This window comes from Nonomuraea sp. NPDC004354 (genome assembly GCF_053602555.1).
Map to the genome: position 1 here is coordinate 295,891 of NZ_JBSGDV010000002.1, position 15,059 is coordinate 310,949.

Genomic DNA, 15,059 nt, shown 5'->3' on the forward strand with positions numbered 1-15,059 from the left:
CGTGCGCGCCGTCTCTCGCCGGGCGGCCGGGCTCGCGTGGGTCGCCCCTGCCCTCGTGCTTGTCGGGGTGTTCGTCTACCTGCCGCTCGCGCAGAACATCGGGTTCAGCACCCTCAAGTGGGACATCTACAGCGGCGGCCAGGAGTACGTCGGCCTGGACAACTACCGCAGACTGCTCGACGACCCCGTCTTCTGGTCGTCGTTCGGCAACAACCTGCTGTACGCGGTGATCTCGATCGTGTTCCAGGTCTTCGGCGCGCTCGTGCTGGCCGCGCTCATCGAGAGCATCCGCAGCGAGAGGTGGCGGCGCGGCCTGCGGGCGGTCTACTTCATCCCCTCGGCGATCTCGCTGACCGTCGCGGGCCTGCTGTTCTACTTCATCTACGAGCCGAGCATGGGCCCGCTCAACCACGCGCTGGAGGCGGTGGGCCTGGGCCAGTTCGACCACTCGTGGCTCGGCCAGGAGAGCACGGCGATGCCGGCGGTCATCGCGATGAGCCAGTGGCAGGGCTTCGGCTACTCCACGCTGCTGTTCGCCGTCGCCATCCAGCGCATCCCGGCCGAGCTGTACGGCGCCGCGGCCATCGACGGCACCGGACCGGTCCGCCGCTTCACGCACGTGACGGTGCCTCTGGTGCGCGAGATGACCGGGCTCATGACGATGGTGACCATCTCCGGGGCGTTCCAGGTGTTCAACGAGGTCATGGTCATGACCAGTGGCGGCCCGAACAACTCGACCCAGGTCATGGGCACGTGGCTGTACCGCAGCGGCTTCGTGCGCAACAACTTCGGCTACGCCGCCGCCATCGCCACGCTGATCTTCGTCATCACGCTCGGCATCGCCATGGCGCAGCTGTGGTTCACGCGCAAGAGAAGGGTGGACTGGTGAGGCGACTGAGCTTTCTCGGCCTGGTCGCGCGGGTGTTCATGTGGGCCTTCCTGCTCGCCCTCGCGGTCGTCGTGGTCTATCCCCTGCTGTGGATGGTCCTCAACGGGTTCAAGTCGAACGCCGAGCTGTTCGGCGACCCGTTCGCGCTGCCCGTCGACTGGAGCTTCGCCAACTACCGGAAGGCGTGGAACAGGGGGGTCGACGACTACTTGACCACCAGCGTGCTGGTCACCGTCACCTCGACGATCGCCACCGTCTTCGTCAGCGCGTGGGCCGCCTACGGACTGACCCGCGTCAGCATCCCGTTCCCCAAGGCGGTCACCGCGGTCATCCTCGGCGGGCTCATGCTGGCTCCCACCGTGGCGCTGGTGCCGCTGGTGAAGATGTTCCAGGCGATGGGGCTCTACAACAGCTTCTGGGCGCTGCTCATCCTGTACACCGCCTTCCGCGTGCCGTTCACGACCTTCCTCATCCGCGCCTACATGATCGACCTCCCGCGCGAGGTGGACGAGGCCGCGGAGATGGACGGCGCGGGCCGCTGGACCGCCTTCTGGCGCGTCATCCTCCCCATGAGCAAGCCGATCATCACCTCGACGGTCATGCTGCATGTCCTGTTCGCGTGGAACGAGTACCTCTTCGCGATGGTCTTCACCAGCGGCAGCGGCGTGCAGACCCTGCCGGTCGGGCTGACCAGCCTGATGAGCAAGCACGGCACCGACTACCCGGTGGTGTTCGCGGGGATGGTGATCGCGGCGCTTCCCGTGGTGCTGCTGTTCTTCCTCGGCCAGCGCTACATCGTCAAAGGCCTCGCCGACGGCATCGGAAAGTGAGCGGCCGCGGGCCGCCGAGCTGTGTGGTGGAACGCTGCCTGTCCGCGGTACGGCAGGCCCTCGCCTGACGGCCCGCCGGCGAGGGGGCTGCCCAGGCGGGCGATTGGACAGGTCAGCGAGGTGCGCTTGATGCTGGGCGCATGGAACAGCGGACATTCGGCAGGACAGGCCGGCGCGTCTCCGTCGTCGGCCTGGGCACGTGGCAGCTCGGCGCCGACTGGGGCGAGGTCGCCGAGAAGGACGCGCTGGCCGTTCTCGACGCGGCCGTCGAGGCGGGCGTGACCTTCTTCGACACCGCCGACGTGTACGGCGACGGCCGCAGCGAGCAGCTGATCGGCGCCTACCTGCGCGAGCGTCCCGACGCGGACGTCATGGTGGCGACCAAGATGGGCCGGAGGGTCGCGCTGGACCCCGCCCTCTACACGCTCGACAACTTCCGCGCCTGGACGGACCGGTCCCGCGCGAACCTGGGCGTCGACCGGCTGGACCTGGTGCAGCTGCACTGCCCGCCGGCCTCCGTCTACTCCTCGCAGGCCGTCTTCGACACTCTCGACACGCTCGTCGAGGAGGGCGCGATCGCCGCCTACGGGGTGAGCGTGGAGACCTGCGACGAGGCGCTGACCGCGATCGAGCGGCCCGGCACCGCCGGCGTGCAGATCATCTTCAACGCCTTCAGGATGAAGCCGCTGGAGCGCGTGCTGCCCGCGGCGGCGGACAAGGGAGTGGGGATCATCGCCAGGGTCCCGCTGGCCTCGGGGCTGCTGTCGGGCAGGTACACCAAGGACACGGTCTTCCCCGCGGACGACCACCGGTCCTACAACCGGCACGGCGAGCGCTTCGACCAGGGCGAGACGTTCTCCGGCGTCGACTTCGCCGCCGGGGTGGAGGCGGCGGCGGAGTTCGCGGCGCTGGCTCCCGAGGGGGTCTCGCCCGCGCAGGCGGCGCTGCGCTGGGTCATCCAGCAGCCGGGCGTGACGGCGGTCATCCCCGGCGCCCGCTCGCCCGAGCAAGCGCGGGCCAACGCGGAGGCCGCCGCGCTGCCGGCGCTGCCCGAGGCGACGCTGCGGGCCGTACGGGACCTGTATGACCGGAGGATCCGCGCCCAGGTGCACCACCGCTGGTGACCTCCCGTCACGGGGGCGTCAGGAGGTCATCGGCGCCCGCCGTCAGGCGGCGACCACCGCGCGCGAGCGGTCCATGGCCAGGTGGATGGCCATGCCGCCGAGGACGGTGCCCATGAAGTAGCGCTGGACGCGCACCCACAGCGGGCGACTGGCCAGGAACGCGGCCAGCGTGCCTGCGGAGATCGCGATCAGGCCGTTGACGACGGTGCCGATGGCGACCTGGACCGAGCCCAGCGCGAGGCTCTGGAGCAGGATGTGCCCGGCCTGGGGGTCGACGAACTGCGGCAGCAGCGACAGGTAGAGAATCGCGATCTTCGGGTTGAGCAGGCAGGTGACCAGTCCCATGGAGAAGAGCCTGCGCGGCGAGACGGGCTCCAGCTCCCTCGGCTCGAACACCGAGCCGCCGCCGGACTTGAGCGCCTTCCACGCCAGCCATCCGAGGTAGGCCGCGCCGGCCAGCTTCAGCGCCGTGTACGCCGCGGGCACCAGCGCGAAGATCGCGGTGAGGCCGAGGCACGTGGCGGTCAGGTAGAGCGTGAAGCCGAGCATCACGCCCATCAACGAGATGAGGCCCGCCCGCCTGCCTTGGGTGATCGAGCGAGAGATCAGATAGATCATGTTCGGTCCCGGGGTGAGGACCATGCCGAGCGACACCAATGCAATCCCGATAAGTCCACCCATCATGTGCCCCATTTTGCACAATTACGGAGCGTATTTGACCAATGACCCGGGAAGGGCATCGACATGCAGTTCGAGGACGATGCCGAGCTTGACCCCTCCCAGGTCGAGGACGTCAGAGCCGCCGGGCCCGGACCAGGGCCGGGCCGGGGACCGAGCGGCGGCATGCTGCCCGGCGGCTGCGCCGTCCCGGTCGGCGGCAAGGGCGCCGGCTGCCTGCTCCTGCTGGTCGGCATCGCCGCGCTGTTCCTGTTCCAGATCGTGCCGACGAACATCTCCATCGACGAGCCCGCCCGCCAACCCCAGCAGTCGCTGCCCGCGCCACAGGGGTCGCCGAGCGGCAACCTGGCCGCCCGCTGCCGTACCGGCGCGGACGCCGACCAGTCGGAGGACTGCCGCATCGTCGGCACCGTCAACAGCATCCAGGCCTACTGGCGGCAGGCGTTCGCCGAGCGCGACCGCACCTACACCCCGGCCAAGACCGTGCTGTTCTCCCGGGCCGTCAACACCGCCTGCGGCCCGGCCGACGCCTCGGTCGGCCCGTTCTACTGCCCCGCCGACCAGAAGGTGTACCTCGACCTGACGTTCTTCGACACCCTCCAGCGCGACTTCGGCGCGAAGGGCGGCCCCTTCGCCCAGGCGTACGTGATCGCCCACGAGTACGGTCACCACATCCAGAACCTGGTCGGCACCATGGACAGGGTCGGCCACGGCCGGCGGGGCGCCACCAGCGGCGCCGTCCGCCTCGAACTGCAGGCCGACTGCTACGCGGGCGTGTGGGCCCACAACGCGGTGCGCACCGGCTTCTACACCCAGCCGTTCACGCAGGCCGACATCGACGAGGCCCTCAGCGCCGCCTCGGCCGTCGGCGACGACAGCATCCAGCGCCGGACCACGGGCATGGTCGTGCCCGACGCCTTCACGCACGGCACCTCCGCGCAGCGCGAGAAGTGGTTCAGCACCGGCTACGAGAGCGGCGACCCCGGCCGCTGCGACACCTTCACCGGAGGCATCTGACCCCGGTGCCGTCTGATCCCGGTGGCATCTGACCCCGGTGGCATCTGACCCCGGTGGCATCTGACCCCGGTGGCATCTGAGCCCGGCGGCATCTGAGCCCGGCGGCATCTGATCGGGGCCGGTCGGCCCGGGTGCCGGACTGATCACCCCGGCCCCGGGCAGATGCGAGGGCATGGATTTCCGAGACCAGGCCGACCTCGACGCCTCACAGGTCGAGGAGCGCACCGGCGGCGGCCGTTTCCCAGGCGGCGGGCTCGCCGTGGGCGGCATCACCGGCATCATCGCGCTGATCGCGGCCCTCGTCTTCGGGGTGAACCCCGGGGACATCATGGGCCGCGAACCTGAAGGGTTACCGCCCACCGCCAACCTGTCCGCGCAGTGCAGGAAAGGCTCGGACGCCGACCAGTCGGACAAGTGCCGCGTCGTCGGCGTCGTCAACAGCATCCAGGAGTACTGGAGCGGGCTCGACGGCTACCGGCCCGCCAAGACGGTCCTGTTCTCCCAGGCGACGAACACCGGCTGCGGAGCGGCCGACTCCTCCGTCGGGCCGTTCTACTGCCCGCGCGACGAGCGGGTCTACCTCGACCTGAGCTTCTTCGACGTCCTGCAGTCCAGGTTCGGCGCCGAAGGCGGGCCTTTCGCGCAGGCCTACGTGATCGCCCACGAGTACGGTCACCACGTGCAGAACCTGACCGGCCAGATGGACCGCGTCGGCCAGGACCGGCAGGGCCCCGACAGCGGATCGGTGAAGCTCGAACTGCAGGCCGACTGCTACGCCGGCGTCTGGGCCAAGCACGCCGTGGACACCGGGTTCTACGAGAAGCCGTTCACCCGCTCCGACATCCAGCAGGCGCTCGACGCGGCGGCGGCGGTCGGCGACGACCGGATCCAGGAGCGCACCCAGGGCAGGGTCGACCCCGAGGCGTTCACGCACGGCACGGCGCAGCAGCGCGTCAGGTGGTTCACCACCGGATACGAGACGGGCTCCCCGGAGCAGTGCGACACCTTCCGGAGGGGCGTCTGACCGCTCCAAAGGGACGTCCGACCGGTTCCAAAGGGCGCCTGACCTGCGAAGAAGGCGAAAAGGTGGAATCTCTTCTAAAATCGATGGGGTGATCTTTAAGTTGGTCGGCGACGGTCGCCCCTATCCAGAACACGGTCTGAGCAATCGCGAATGGGCGCAGATCCCGCCGCGGCAGGTCCGACTCGACTCGCTGGTCACCACCAAGGCGATGCTCGACCTGCACTCGCTGCTGGCCGCCGACTCGACGTTCTACGGCGACCTGTTCCCCCACGTGGTGCAGTGGCAGGGCGAGCTCTACCTGGAGGACGGCCTGCACCGCGCCCTGCGGGCCGCGCTCCACCAGCGCTCGATCCTCCACGCCCGGGTCCTGGAACTGCCCTCGTGACCCACGACGAGGACGACGCGAAGGGCCGTTGATCGCTGACGATCGACGGCCCTTTCCACGATCCGCCACGACCGTGACGATTCCCATGGCCCGCGAGCGGCAACGTTCCAGGTGACGGTTTCCCTGGTCATGGGGGTTCGCCATGGGTCACCCACCGCCTCAGCCCGGCACGCCACCGCCGTACGTCCGCATGGTCGTGCCCGTCCATCCGCGGCACGTCAGGTCGGTCACCAAGCGGCGCGGCCTGAGCCCGGCTACCCACCTGGCGCACTTCGCGCTGACGGTGGCCACGTGCGGTCTGTGGGGGCTGTTCGTGTGGCTGCCCTGGTGGGCTTTCCGCATGCTCGTGCGGCGGAAGTCGACCACGCACTACTACTACTCGTGGCAACCGAAAAGGGCCGCCCGTCGGCGACCCTTCCCAGAAGCGGTGGTGGTGGGATTCGAACCAGAACCGCACGCCTTCTTGACCTTCAGTGATGCGGATCGTAGCCGGCGGAGCCCGGGATGAGGCCACATGGTTCCGGACGAACTCGAACGGTCTCGGCCGAGCCGTTCCCCCGAATCGCGGGAAGCTTGGACCACACTGGCCGTGACGCCGGGCACGCCGCGGCGATGCTGGTGTCCGGGCGAGTGGGATGAGCAGGCGACGGCCGACTTGATCGAGGCGCGAGCGGAGCGGCTGCGGCTGTTTGAGGTCCCTCGCGGGCTGCCGTGACGGGGCACCGTGCCACCCACCTCGGACGCCGAGAAGCAATTGCGGATCGCGGCCCGCGCCTGAGACAGAGAACGCCCCGCCCATCGGGGCGAGGCGTTGGTTTTGCCATGTGCTGGCTATCGGGTGCGGTACTCCACCCAGGCACAGCCAGCGGAGACAGCGCGGCTACGGAACTCGCGACCCTCCTCGACGTACATGGCCTTGTAGAGACGGAACAGCGTCCACAAGGCGGCGAGCCCGGTCACCGCACGCTCTGGCGCCGACGCCCATGCAGGCGCCAGGAGCTCCTCGGCCTGGGCGGGCGTGTGCCCGGCCTCGACCAGGCGCGGCGCGAGCATGACCGCGTCCACCCAAGGGGCGCCGCCGGCAGCGAATCCCCAGTCGATGACCCGCGCGCCCTCGGCGGTGACCATGAGGTTGCCGGCGTGCAGGTCGTAGTGCAGGAGCGCGCCACCGGCCAGGGCGGCGACGTCGAACCCCTCGATGGCGGCGGTGTACATCGCCTGGTCGGGCACCTCGTGAGAGGGCTTGGCCATCAGGTGCCTGCCTTTGGCCAGGAGGAACTCGACGTTGTCGGCGACGAGGGGCGCCCCCTGCTCAGGTGCCTTGAGGGTGGCGAGCTTGCTGAGCGTTGCGAGGACCGCGGGCACGTCGGCCGAGCCGGGGGACAGGTCGGCGCGGCGGCCGGCGAGGTGCTCGAACAGCATCGCGATCCAGCCGTTGTCGTCGCCGCTCCACGTCATCCGCGGGGCCGGCGCGCCGGCGGGCAGGATCGTCCCGGCCCAGCGCTCCCGCTCGTACAGGTGGGCGGCCGGGCTGTCGAGCGGGACGGCCTTGAGAAACGCCTTGCCGCCGTCCTCCGTGTACAGGGTCGCGGCGATCCCCGGCATGAGGCCCTGATGCGCCGCCTCCGACTTCAGCACGAGACCGACGACGTCCTGGACTTCGGTGCGCACCGTCGCGGGCAGTTGCTCCCACTGGGGCCTATCCATGTCAGACCTCCGTCTTCGGGTCGTCGACGCAGCCGGCGTAGCACTGGCTGCACTCGCTGGCGGGGATCCACAGTTCGGCGTCGACCTCGAGGCCGGCCGCGCGGATGGCTTCGACGGTAGCGCCGATGTCTGCGGTGGGCGGGCGTGCTGGGCTACGGCGCGGACGCTCCAGCAGTACGCGATCAAATATCTCGTATGGCCAACCCAAAGGGAGACACGGGCGCCCGTCGAGCAGGATGTGCTCGACCTCACGGCCATCCGGCCCGAGCCGGCGCACCATGCGGCGAGCATGCCGAATCGACGATCACGCCCCTGATGGAGCGCCCCAGTCGCCGCAGCGCGCCTGGAGTGGCGCCTGCCACATCGCGGGCGGAGCACGAGCAGTTGCAGGAGCATGAGCAGCGGCGTGCCGAGCAGCCAGATCGCCAGCCGTTCACCCACAGGCGCGGACGGGTGGCGCAGCACGTCGCGGATGCCGACCGCGTACGACAGGCCGAGCCAGTAGGCGAGGCCCTCCCATACGAGCCCCTGGCCGGACGAGGAACGCCCACAGCATCGCTACCGGTGCGAGGACCGACATCACCGTGGCGTACACCCGCCACGGCATCGGCAGGCGGCGCAGGTGGGCGACCTCCCATAGCGCATACAGCGTGTAGGAGTGGTCGCCCGTTCCCCAACGGTGACCGAATGATCTTGAGATGCGAAGAGCCTCTGAACTGTGTTACCAGGTCAGAGGCTCTTTGTCGTGGCGGTGGTGGTGGGATTTGAACCCACGGATGAGTTGCCCCATCACACGCTTTCGAGGCGTGCGCCCTCGGCCACTAGGCGACACCACCGCGCATGAGCTTACCGGATCCTGCGAGTGCCGAAGAACTCCTTGAGTGTCGCGGAGCACTCGTCCTCCAGCACACCCATGATGACCTCGGGCCGGTGGTTGAGCCGGCGATCGCGCACCACGTCCCACAGCGACCCGACGGCCCCGGCCTTGGCGTCGACCGCGCCGTACACGATCCTGTCGACCCTGGCCAGCACCGCCGCGCCCGCGCACATCGTGCAGGGCTCCAGCGTGACCACGAGCGTGCACCCGGCCAGCCGCCAGGTGCCGAGGGACGCGGCGGCGGCCCGCAGGGCCAGCACCTCGGCGTGCGCGGTCGGGTCGGCGCCCGCCTCGCGGTCGTTGCCGGCCCGCGCCAGCACCGCGCCCGACGCGTCGAGGACCACCGCCCCGACGGGCACCTCACCTCTGGCCGCGGCCGCCGACGCCTCGTCGAGCGCCAGCCGCATGGCCGTGTCCCATGGGGTCACCGCAGCCTGTCGAGCTCGTCGGCGAAGGCCAGCCGCTCGGCGATGACCGACAGGATGTCGGCGGGCAGCACGCCCTCCTCCATGCTCAGCTCGAGCAGCTCTTCCTTGCTCACCCCGAAGTCGCTCAGCAGCTCGAAGTCGCCCGCCGGCCGTACGCCGAGGTCGGCGCTGTCCTTGTCGGGCGCGACGCCGGCGAACTCGGCGAACAGCTCGCCGAGCGCGTCGGACAGGCCGGCCTGGGCGTCGGAGAGGAAGACCCGCGGCTCCTCGTCACCCCGGTAGCGGGCGATGGCGAACCACTCGTCCTCCACCTCGACGCACAGCAGCGCCAGCTCGTCGCCGCTCAACCCCAGACTCTCCTGGACGGCGTCGCCGAGGTCGTCGACGATCTCCGCCTCGCTCAGATCGACTTCGGCCCCGCTCCACCCGTCGGGTGTCCTGACGAACGCGGCCGAGAAGATGGCGCTGGAGGGCATGCCACTGCTCCCGAGATTCAGCCGAAGACCGAGTCGATGGCTCGCTCGAACGGCTCGGAGAAGCCGAGCCGCGCGGCGATGCTGGACAGCACGTCCTCGGGGTGAAGGTCGATGTCACCGGAGAGGATGCCCAGCTCCATCTCGTCCAACCCGAGGTCCACGAAGATCGACAGATCGCCGGCGGGCAGCACGGTGTCCTCGTCCTGGAGGATGTCGTCGAGCTCGTCCTCGTCGGGGACGGGCACGTCGAGGTATTCGAGCACCTGCTGGGCCAGCGGGTAGTCCCACGAGGCGGCGATGTCGGACAGGAAGACGTCGACTCTGTCGCCGAGCACCCGCAGCGCCACGAAGAACTCGTCGCCCACGGCCACCAGGCCGATCGTGCCGCTCTCGCTCGGCTGCTGCTTCAACGCATGGATGAGCCCGTGGAGATCGGAGGTGAGAGCGACAGGGAGCAACTCCGCGTCCCAGCACTCGTCCTCGCGATAGATCACGATGGCGAAGTCGAGCGCATCTTCGTCTGTCATCGTCGTGCTCCCCACCCGGCCTGCCAACGCGGCCTCTACGAGCTCCAATGGTTCCAGAAGCGTCCACTGAGCGTAGGGCCGTCCGGCCAAATTGTGATCAAATCCAAGTACGCGACGTGCCGGTACCTTCCACACAAGATAGCGTTGTCCGTTATGGAGACCCTCGTCGTCGATCACCCCCTCGTCGCGCACAAGCTGACCACGCTGCGAGATGTCCGTACCGATTCGCCCACTTTCCGGCGGCTCGCGGACGAGTTGGTGACTCTCCTGGCCTACGAGGCCACGCGCGACGTCCGGGTCACGGACGTGACCGTCCAGACGCCGGTGTCTCCCGCCCACGGGATCCGGCTGGCCAAGCCGTACCCGCTGGTCGTGCCCATCCTGCGGGCCGGGCTCGGCATGCTCGACGGCATGACCAGGCTGCTGCCCACCGCGGAGGTCGGCTTCCTCGGCATGATCCGCAACGAGTCGACCCTGCAGGCGGAGACGTACGCCACTCGCCTGCCGGACGACCTGTCGGGCCGCCAGTGCTTCGTCGTCGACCCGATGCTGGCCACGGGCGGCACCCTGGCGGCGGCGATCCAGTTCCTCTTCGACCGGGGCGCCGTCGACGTCACCGCGCTGTGCCTGCTGGCCGCCCCCGAGGGGCTGGCCTACATGGACAAGGTCTTCGCCGACTCCGGCCGGCCGATCAGGGTCGTGACCGCGGCGCTCGACGAGCGGCTGAACGAGCAGGGCTACATCGTGCCGGGCCTCGGCGACGCCGGCGACCGCCTCTACGGCGTGGTCTGATCGGCTCTTTCCCCTACATGGCCCCGACCCTTCGTTACATACTGTTGCTACGTGGGTACGAAGAGTAACGAAGGTATCTCATATGCGCCTCCTGCTCCGAGGCGCGCATCGGGGAGCACCATGAGCGAGCTGCCAGCCACGAGTCCCTACGCGGAGGTCGAATCAGCCCTTCGCGACGAGTTCGCGGGGATACACTCCGCGAGCACGGTCACCCGCTGCGTCGAGGCCGCGCATTACGGCGCACTCGAGGTCACCGGCTATGCCCACCCGGGTCTGGTCGAGCGGATCGCTCGCAAGCACCTTCACGTCCTGGCGCTCGTGGCGAGCGACCGGGGCTAGTCAAGATCGAGTTCTGTATCCGCGACGCGTAAGACAGTCGTGGTCTGGAGCGCTTTACCCAGCCACCTGGCTGGGTAATGTATACGGCGGGTGTAGTGGGAATGTGGTAGTGGAGGCGACAGTGCAGGTCAAGAAGGTCCTCACCTATGGTGGTATCGCATTCGTTGCGTACTACCTCTTCGCACGACCAACCGATGCGGCGGACGCGGTGCGTGGCGCGTTCGACACGGTGTTCAACGCGGCCGACTCTCTGGCCCAATTCTTCAACAGCCTCGCATGAGACTTGTGACCCACGGGGACTCTGCTCCGTCGTCGGTCAACCGCTACCTACTCCCCCACGAACACCAGGTCATCATGGTGCGGCGACACCCCGCCGTGCTGCTTCGTCCGGTCGCCGAGGTCTTCGGCGGCCTGATCATCGCTGGACTGCTCAGCAAGTTCTTCGGCGACCAGGGTGGCGGCACCGCCTTGGTGGTCGTGTGGTGGCTGTGGCTGCTGTTGCTCATCCGTTTCGTATGGAAAGTCGCGGAGTGGTCGGTCGACTACTTCGTGGTGACCTCGAAACGGATGTTGCTCACGACGGGCCTCATCACGCGCAAAGTCGCGATGATGCCGCTACAGAAGGTCACCGACATGAGCTTCCAGCGCTCCTTGCTCGGTCGCATGCTCGGTTACGGTGAGTTCATCCTCGAGTCAGCAGGTCAGGACCAGGCCCTGTCCACGGTCGAGTACATCCCGTATCCGGAGACCCTTTATCTCGAGGTCTGTCAGATGCTTTTCCCGAGCAAGGACGAAGGGGACGATTAACCCTCTGTGAAGAGATTTCTCGGGTGGGGATACCCGATTCGGTCGCTTCATGCAATCATTGCGACACATTGACCCTTCCCCGCCCTGAGAGATGAGATGCCGAGTCAGGGAACCATCGGTGACCGCGTCCGAGGACTGCGGCTAAACAGGCGGATGTCTCAGGCCCAGCTGGCCGGGCCCGACCTGTCGGACAGTTATGTCTCACTCATCGAGTCGGGTAAGCGAACACCGACTCCCGTAGTGGCCAGACTCCTGGCCGAGCGACTGGGATGCACCACCGAGTTCCTCCTGCACGGGATCGAACCTCGACAGCGCATCGACACCGAGCTCGGCCTCCGCCATGCCGAGCTGGAGTTGCGGCACGGCGACCCGAACGTGGCCGCCGAGCGCTTCACCGAGATCATCAAGGCCGCCGGCGAGGAGAACGCGATGCTCGCCGCGCACGCCAGACTCGGCAGAGCGCGCGCGCTCGAGGCGCAGGGCAGGCTCGGACCGGCTGTCGAGGCTTATGAGCGGCTGCGTAGGGAGGCTGCCGCTCATCCCGAACGCCTTGCCGACCTGCCGCTGGCCGTCGCGCTCGCGCGCTGTTACCACCTGGCTGGCGACCGGCTGCGCGCACGCGACCTGGGCACCGCGGCGTTCGAGCACGCCACCAGGCTCGCCGTCACGCAGGGTGAGCTGGCGGTGGAGCTGGCCGCCGCGCTCGTGGAGACCCGCTCGGACCCGTCGCCTGAGCTCACCTACGTGCGGCAGGTACTCGTCTCGACCGGGACACCTGAGATTGTGGACCGTTCCGCTGAGATCCACGCGCTGTGGAAGGCGAGCATCGTGGCCGCGGCCGGCGAAGACTCCGCGCTGGCCGTACGGCTGGCCGACGACGCCATCGCCGCAGGTCGCTCCGCCCGCCTGGCCGTCCGCCTCGGGCAGGTCTCGATGGCGTGGGCGCGCCTCGGGCTCGCCACGGCCGCGGAGGCGGAGGAGTTCGCCACGAACGCGAGCCGGATCCTGTCCGCCTTCGCCGACACGGTCGCCGACCACGCCGAAAGCATGATCGTGCACGGGCGCGTCCGGCTCCGGGCGGGTGACGCCGACGGCGCGAGCGAGCTCGGCACCAATGCGCTCAGCCTGCTCCGTAACGTTCCAGGAACGGTCCCAGCGGTCGCCCACCTGCTGCTGGCCGACGCCACGCTCGCGAGTGGCGGCGACGCGACCGAGCACCTCCGCTCGGCCCGGCTGCTCCTGGACGCGCTCCACGCCCCGCCGTACGGGATCGACAGGAGAGCGGCCAGATGCTGGCGCGAACTGGGCGACCTGTACGGCAGGGCCGGTCATCAGGATGAACAGACCGCGGCGTATCGTAGAGCCCTCGAAGCCGCAGGAGTTCGTTCCGCCATGGCCGGAGTGCGGGTGGACGCGCCACTTTCCCGCTGAAAAGAACTCCGGGAGCTCCAGATTTGTGTTTTCACGTCTGGAATAATTAGGGTCGACCAGTCATTGACTCATAGGATGATTGGTTTCCCCGGAGGAGGCGGACTGTGAGTCTGCGTACGGCGCAGCGGGCCTCGCTCGTCGACCAGGTGATCGATCAGCTCAAAGAGCAGATCACCTCAGGGTCGTGGCAGATCAACGGCAAGATCCCCACGGAGACCGTGCTCGCCGAGCAGCTCGGAGTGGGACGCAACACGGTTCGTGAAGCCGTGCGCGCGCTCACCCACGCCGGGCTGCTCGAGTGCCGGCAAGGCGACGGCACCTACGTCAGGGCGACCAACGAGCTGTCAGGAGCGATGCTGCGCCGGCTCAAGCAGGCCGAACAGCTGGAGATCCTCGAAGTCAGGCGCGCACTCGAGGTCGAATCGGCGCGCCTGGCCGCCACCAGGCGCACCGACGACGACATCCGCATCATCGAGGCGCGCCTGGCCGACCGCGACAGGGCGTGGGAGGCCGGCAACCCCGAGGCGTTCGTCGAAGCCGACCTGTCCTTCCACAAGGCGGTCGTGGGCGCGACCCACAACCTGGTGCTGATCGACCTCTACGAGGACTTCTCGGCGGCGCTGCGGGCCAGCATCACGGCGGCGGGCACATCGATGGACGCGCTCAACTCCAGCTACATCCCCCACGACGCGATCGCCCGCGCCATCGCGGCAGGCGACGCCTCCGCGGCCGAACGCGCCGGCCACGCCTGCATGGAACACATCCTCATCGCCCTGACCGACGTCTGACCCCAGCTCCCTCTCCACCGACTCGCGGCTGGGATCGGCCGCCCATCCCCCGCACACGCAACTGCCTTCCGTATGGGTCACGGGACCGGCCGCTTTCCACGTGCGCCGCGGGTCTTGTCGGCGTGTCTCTCGCCCGCGCCATGAGGATGGCCGCCTTCCGCATCGGTGCGTGGAGCCGGTCGTCCTTCCCCCGGCACGCGCCGCCGGGCCGGTCGTCCTTCCCCCGGCACGCGCCGCCGGGCCGGTCGTCCTTCCCCTGCACGCGCCGCCGGGCCGGTCGTCCTTCCTCCCGTACGGCAAGCCACACCAACGGCCACCGGGGTCACTCGCTGGCCGCCCGTCTTTCACGCATACTCCAGCAGGACTCCGGCTGATCGCCGCTACGTCGCCCGTACAGCCGTTCCTCTGGCCAGCCTCGCCCGTACAGCCGCCCCGTAGCCAGCCTCGCTGGGACAGCCGCCCCCGCGGCCAACGCAGCCCATACAGCCGTCCCCGTGGCCAACGTCGCCCGTACGGCCGTCCCCGCGGACGATGGCTGGGCGCCTGGGCCGTCCCACTGGGCCGAAGCCGCCACGCCAACGAGCCCGGCGTCTGCCACCCCGGCCCCGCACGCTCGCCGGCCGTCTCCCTGGAGGGACGCCGGCCCCGCACGGAGGGTGGGCTTGACCCGGCGTGCCGTACGGACCTGACGCCCTGGGTGCCGCCCTACGTGCCACACGGACGCAGACGAGCACCTTCGACTCGCCCCACGTGCCGTATGGCCCTCGAACCCGGTGACGCCTCCTGCGGGACATCAGCTCGGACCCGACGCCCGACACGCCGGACAGTGGCAACCCGAGACCCGGGTGACAGTCCCGCGTGCCACACGGACGCGGCGGCCCGGACTCACTTGCGTACCGAATCAGACCCAGCATCAGACCCAGCGCACCCGAGCGCGAGC

General features: G+C 69.0%; 18 protein-coding genes and 1 tRNA gene. 12 read left to right on the forward strand and 7 right to left on the reverse strand.

The features are described from left to right. Positions 1-55: 55 nt before the first annotated feature. The 3 genes from ACWENQ_RS07055 to ACWENQ_RS07065 all read left to right on the forward strand — a co-directional run bounded on the left by ACWENQ_RS07055 (position 56) and on the right by ACWENQ_RS07065 (position 2,843). Positions 56-889, forward strand: coding sequence for a carbohydrate ABC transporter permease (locus tag ACWENQ_RS07055; RefSeq protein WP_452413143.1), 834 nt, complete (start codon positions 56-58; stop codon positions 887-889). After that, a complete protein-coding gene (locus ACWENQ_RS07060; RefSeq protein ID WP_449915935.1) occupies positions 886-1,719 on the forward strand; it encodes a carbohydrate ABC transporter permease in 834 nt (277 codons plus the stop codon). Before ACWENQ_RS07055 ends, ACWENQ_RS07060 begins: the two co-directional genes overlap by 4 nt. A gap of 140 nt (positions 1,720-1,859) precedes the next feature. After that, a complete protein-coding gene (locus ACWENQ_RS07065) occupies positions 1,860-2,843 on the forward strand; it encodes an aldo/keto reductase (protein WP_452413144.1) in 984 nt (327 codons plus the stop codon). Between the two features lie 42 nt (positions 2,844-2,885). Here the strand turns inward: ACWENQ_RS07065 and ACWENQ_RS07070 are convergent, their stop codons facing one another. Beyond that, positions 2,886-3,527 (reverse strand): LysE family translocator, encoded by a 642-nt coding sequence (locus ACWENQ_RS07070; RefSeq protein WP_452413145.1) that lies wholly within the window; start codon positions 3,525-3,527, stop codon positions 2,886-2,888. 60 nt (positions 3,528-3,587) lie between these two features. On the opposite strand from ACWENQ_RS07070, the gene ypfJ (ACWENQ_RS07075) reads away from it, so the two are divergent. The 3 genes from ypfJ (ACWENQ_RS07075) to ACWENQ_RS07085 all read left to right on the forward strand — a co-directional run bounded on the left by ypfJ (ACWENQ_RS07075) (position 3,588) and on the right by ACWENQ_RS07085 (position 5,947). After that, entirely contained in the window at positions 3,588-4,538 is a 951-nt protein-coding gene (gene ypfJ, locus ACWENQ_RS07075) for a KPN_02809 family neutral zinc metallopeptidase (RefSeq protein ID WP_449915940.1), read from the forward strand. A gap of 172 nt (positions 4,539-4,710) precedes the next feature. Continuing rightward, positions 4,711-5,562, forward strand: a complete 852-nt coding sequence (gene ypfJ / locus ACWENQ_RS07080) for a KPN_02809 family neutral zinc metallopeptidase (protein WP_452413146.1) — start codon at positions 4,711-4,713, stop codon at positions 5,560-5,562. A gap of 88 nt (positions 5,563-5,650) precedes the next feature. Continuing rightward, positions 5,651-5,947, forward strand: a complete 297-nt coding sequence (locus tag ACWENQ_RS07085; RefSeq protein WP_354919110.1) for a type II toxin-antitoxin system VapB family antitoxin — start codon at positions 5,651-5,653, stop codon at positions 5,945-5,947. An 831-nt stretch (positions 5,948-6,778) separates the two neighbouring features. Here ACWENQ_RS07085 and ACWENQ_RS07090 read toward each other — a convergent pair. The 6 genes from ACWENQ_RS07090 to ACWENQ_RS07115 all read right to left on the reverse strand — a co-directional run bounded on the left by ACWENQ_RS07090 (position 6,779) and on the right by ACWENQ_RS07115 (position 9,962). Then, on the reverse strand, positions 6,779-7,654 hold the full coding sequence (locus ACWENQ_RS07090) for a phosphotransferase family protein (protein ID WP_452413147.1): 876 nt from the start codon (positions 7,652-7,654) through the stop codon (positions 6,779-6,781). A gap of 1 nt (position 7,655) precedes the next feature. Then, a complete protein-coding gene (locus tag ACWENQ_RS07095) occupies positions 7,656-7,934 on the reverse strand; it encodes a hypothetical protein (protein ID WP_449915946.1) in 279 nt (92 codons plus the stop codon). A gap of 466 nt (positions 7,935-8,400) precedes the next feature. After that, a tRNA-Ser gene (locus ACWENQ_RS07100) sits at positions 8,401-8,490 on the reverse strand. A 10-nt stretch (positions 8,491-8,500) separates the two neighbouring features. Further along, complete coding sequence (gene tadA, locus ACWENQ_RS07105; RefSeq protein ID WP_354919300.1) at positions 8,501-8,938, reverse strand: tRNA adenosine(34) deaminase TadA; 438 nt, start codon at positions 8,936-8,938, stop codon at positions 8,501-8,503. A 17-nt stretch (positions 8,939-8,955) separates the two neighbouring features. Beyond that, complete coding sequence (locus ACWENQ_RS07110; protein ID WP_354919126.1) at positions 8,956-9,435, reverse strand: tRNA adenosine deaminase-associated protein; 480 nt, start codon at positions 9,433-9,435, stop codon at positions 8,956-8,958. Between the two features lie 17 nt (positions 9,436-9,452). Beyond that, entirely contained in the window at positions 9,453-9,962 is a 510-nt protein-coding gene (locus ACWENQ_RS07115) for a tRNA adenosine deaminase-associated protein (RefSeq protein ID WP_354919128.1), read from the reverse strand. Between the two features lie 153 nt (positions 9,963-10,115). Between ACWENQ_RS07115 and upp the strand changes: the two genes are divergently transcribed. The 6 genes from upp to ACWENQ_RS07145 all read left to right on the forward strand — a co-directional run bounded on the left by upp (position 10,116) and on the right by ACWENQ_RS07145 (position 14,119). Continuing rightward, on the forward strand, positions 10,116-10,754 hold the full coding sequence (upp, locus tag ACWENQ_RS07120) for a uracil phosphoribosyltransferase (RefSeq protein WP_354919131.1): 639 nt from the start codon (positions 10,116-10,118) through the stop codon (positions 10,752-10,754). A gap of 120 nt (positions 10,755-10,874) precedes the next feature. Next, positions 10,875-11,093, forward strand: coding sequence for a hypothetical protein (locus ACWENQ_RS07125; RefSeq protein ID WP_354919134.1), 219 nt, complete (start codon positions 10,875-10,877; stop codon positions 11,091-11,093). 121 nt (positions 11,094-11,214) lie between these two features. Continuing rightward, positions 11,215-11,373, forward strand: a complete 159-nt coding sequence (locus tag ACWENQ_RS07130; protein ID WP_354919137.1) for a hypothetical protein — start codon at positions 11,215-11,217, stop codon at positions 11,371-11,373. After that, complete coding sequence (locus ACWENQ_RS07135; protein ID WP_192778731.1) at positions 11,370-11,900, forward strand: PH domain-containing protein; 531 nt, start codon at positions 11,370-11,372, stop codon at positions 11,898-11,900. Before ACWENQ_RS07130 ends, ACWENQ_RS07135 begins: the two co-directional genes overlap by 4 nt. Before the next feature lie 96 nt (positions 11,901-11,996). After that, on the forward strand, positions 11,997-13,331 hold the full coding sequence (locus ACWENQ_RS07140; RefSeq protein ID WP_354919141.1) for a helix-turn-helix transcriptional regulator: 1,335 nt from the start codon (positions 11,997-11,999) through the stop codon (positions 13,329-13,331). 104 nt (positions 13,332-13,435) lie between these two features. Continuing rightward, positions 13,436-14,119, forward strand: a complete 684-nt coding sequence (locus ACWENQ_RS07145) for a FadR/GntR family transcriptional regulator (protein ID WP_354919144.1) — start codon at positions 13,436-13,438, stop codon at positions 14,117-14,119. Positions 14,120-15,059: the final 940 nt, after the last annotated feature.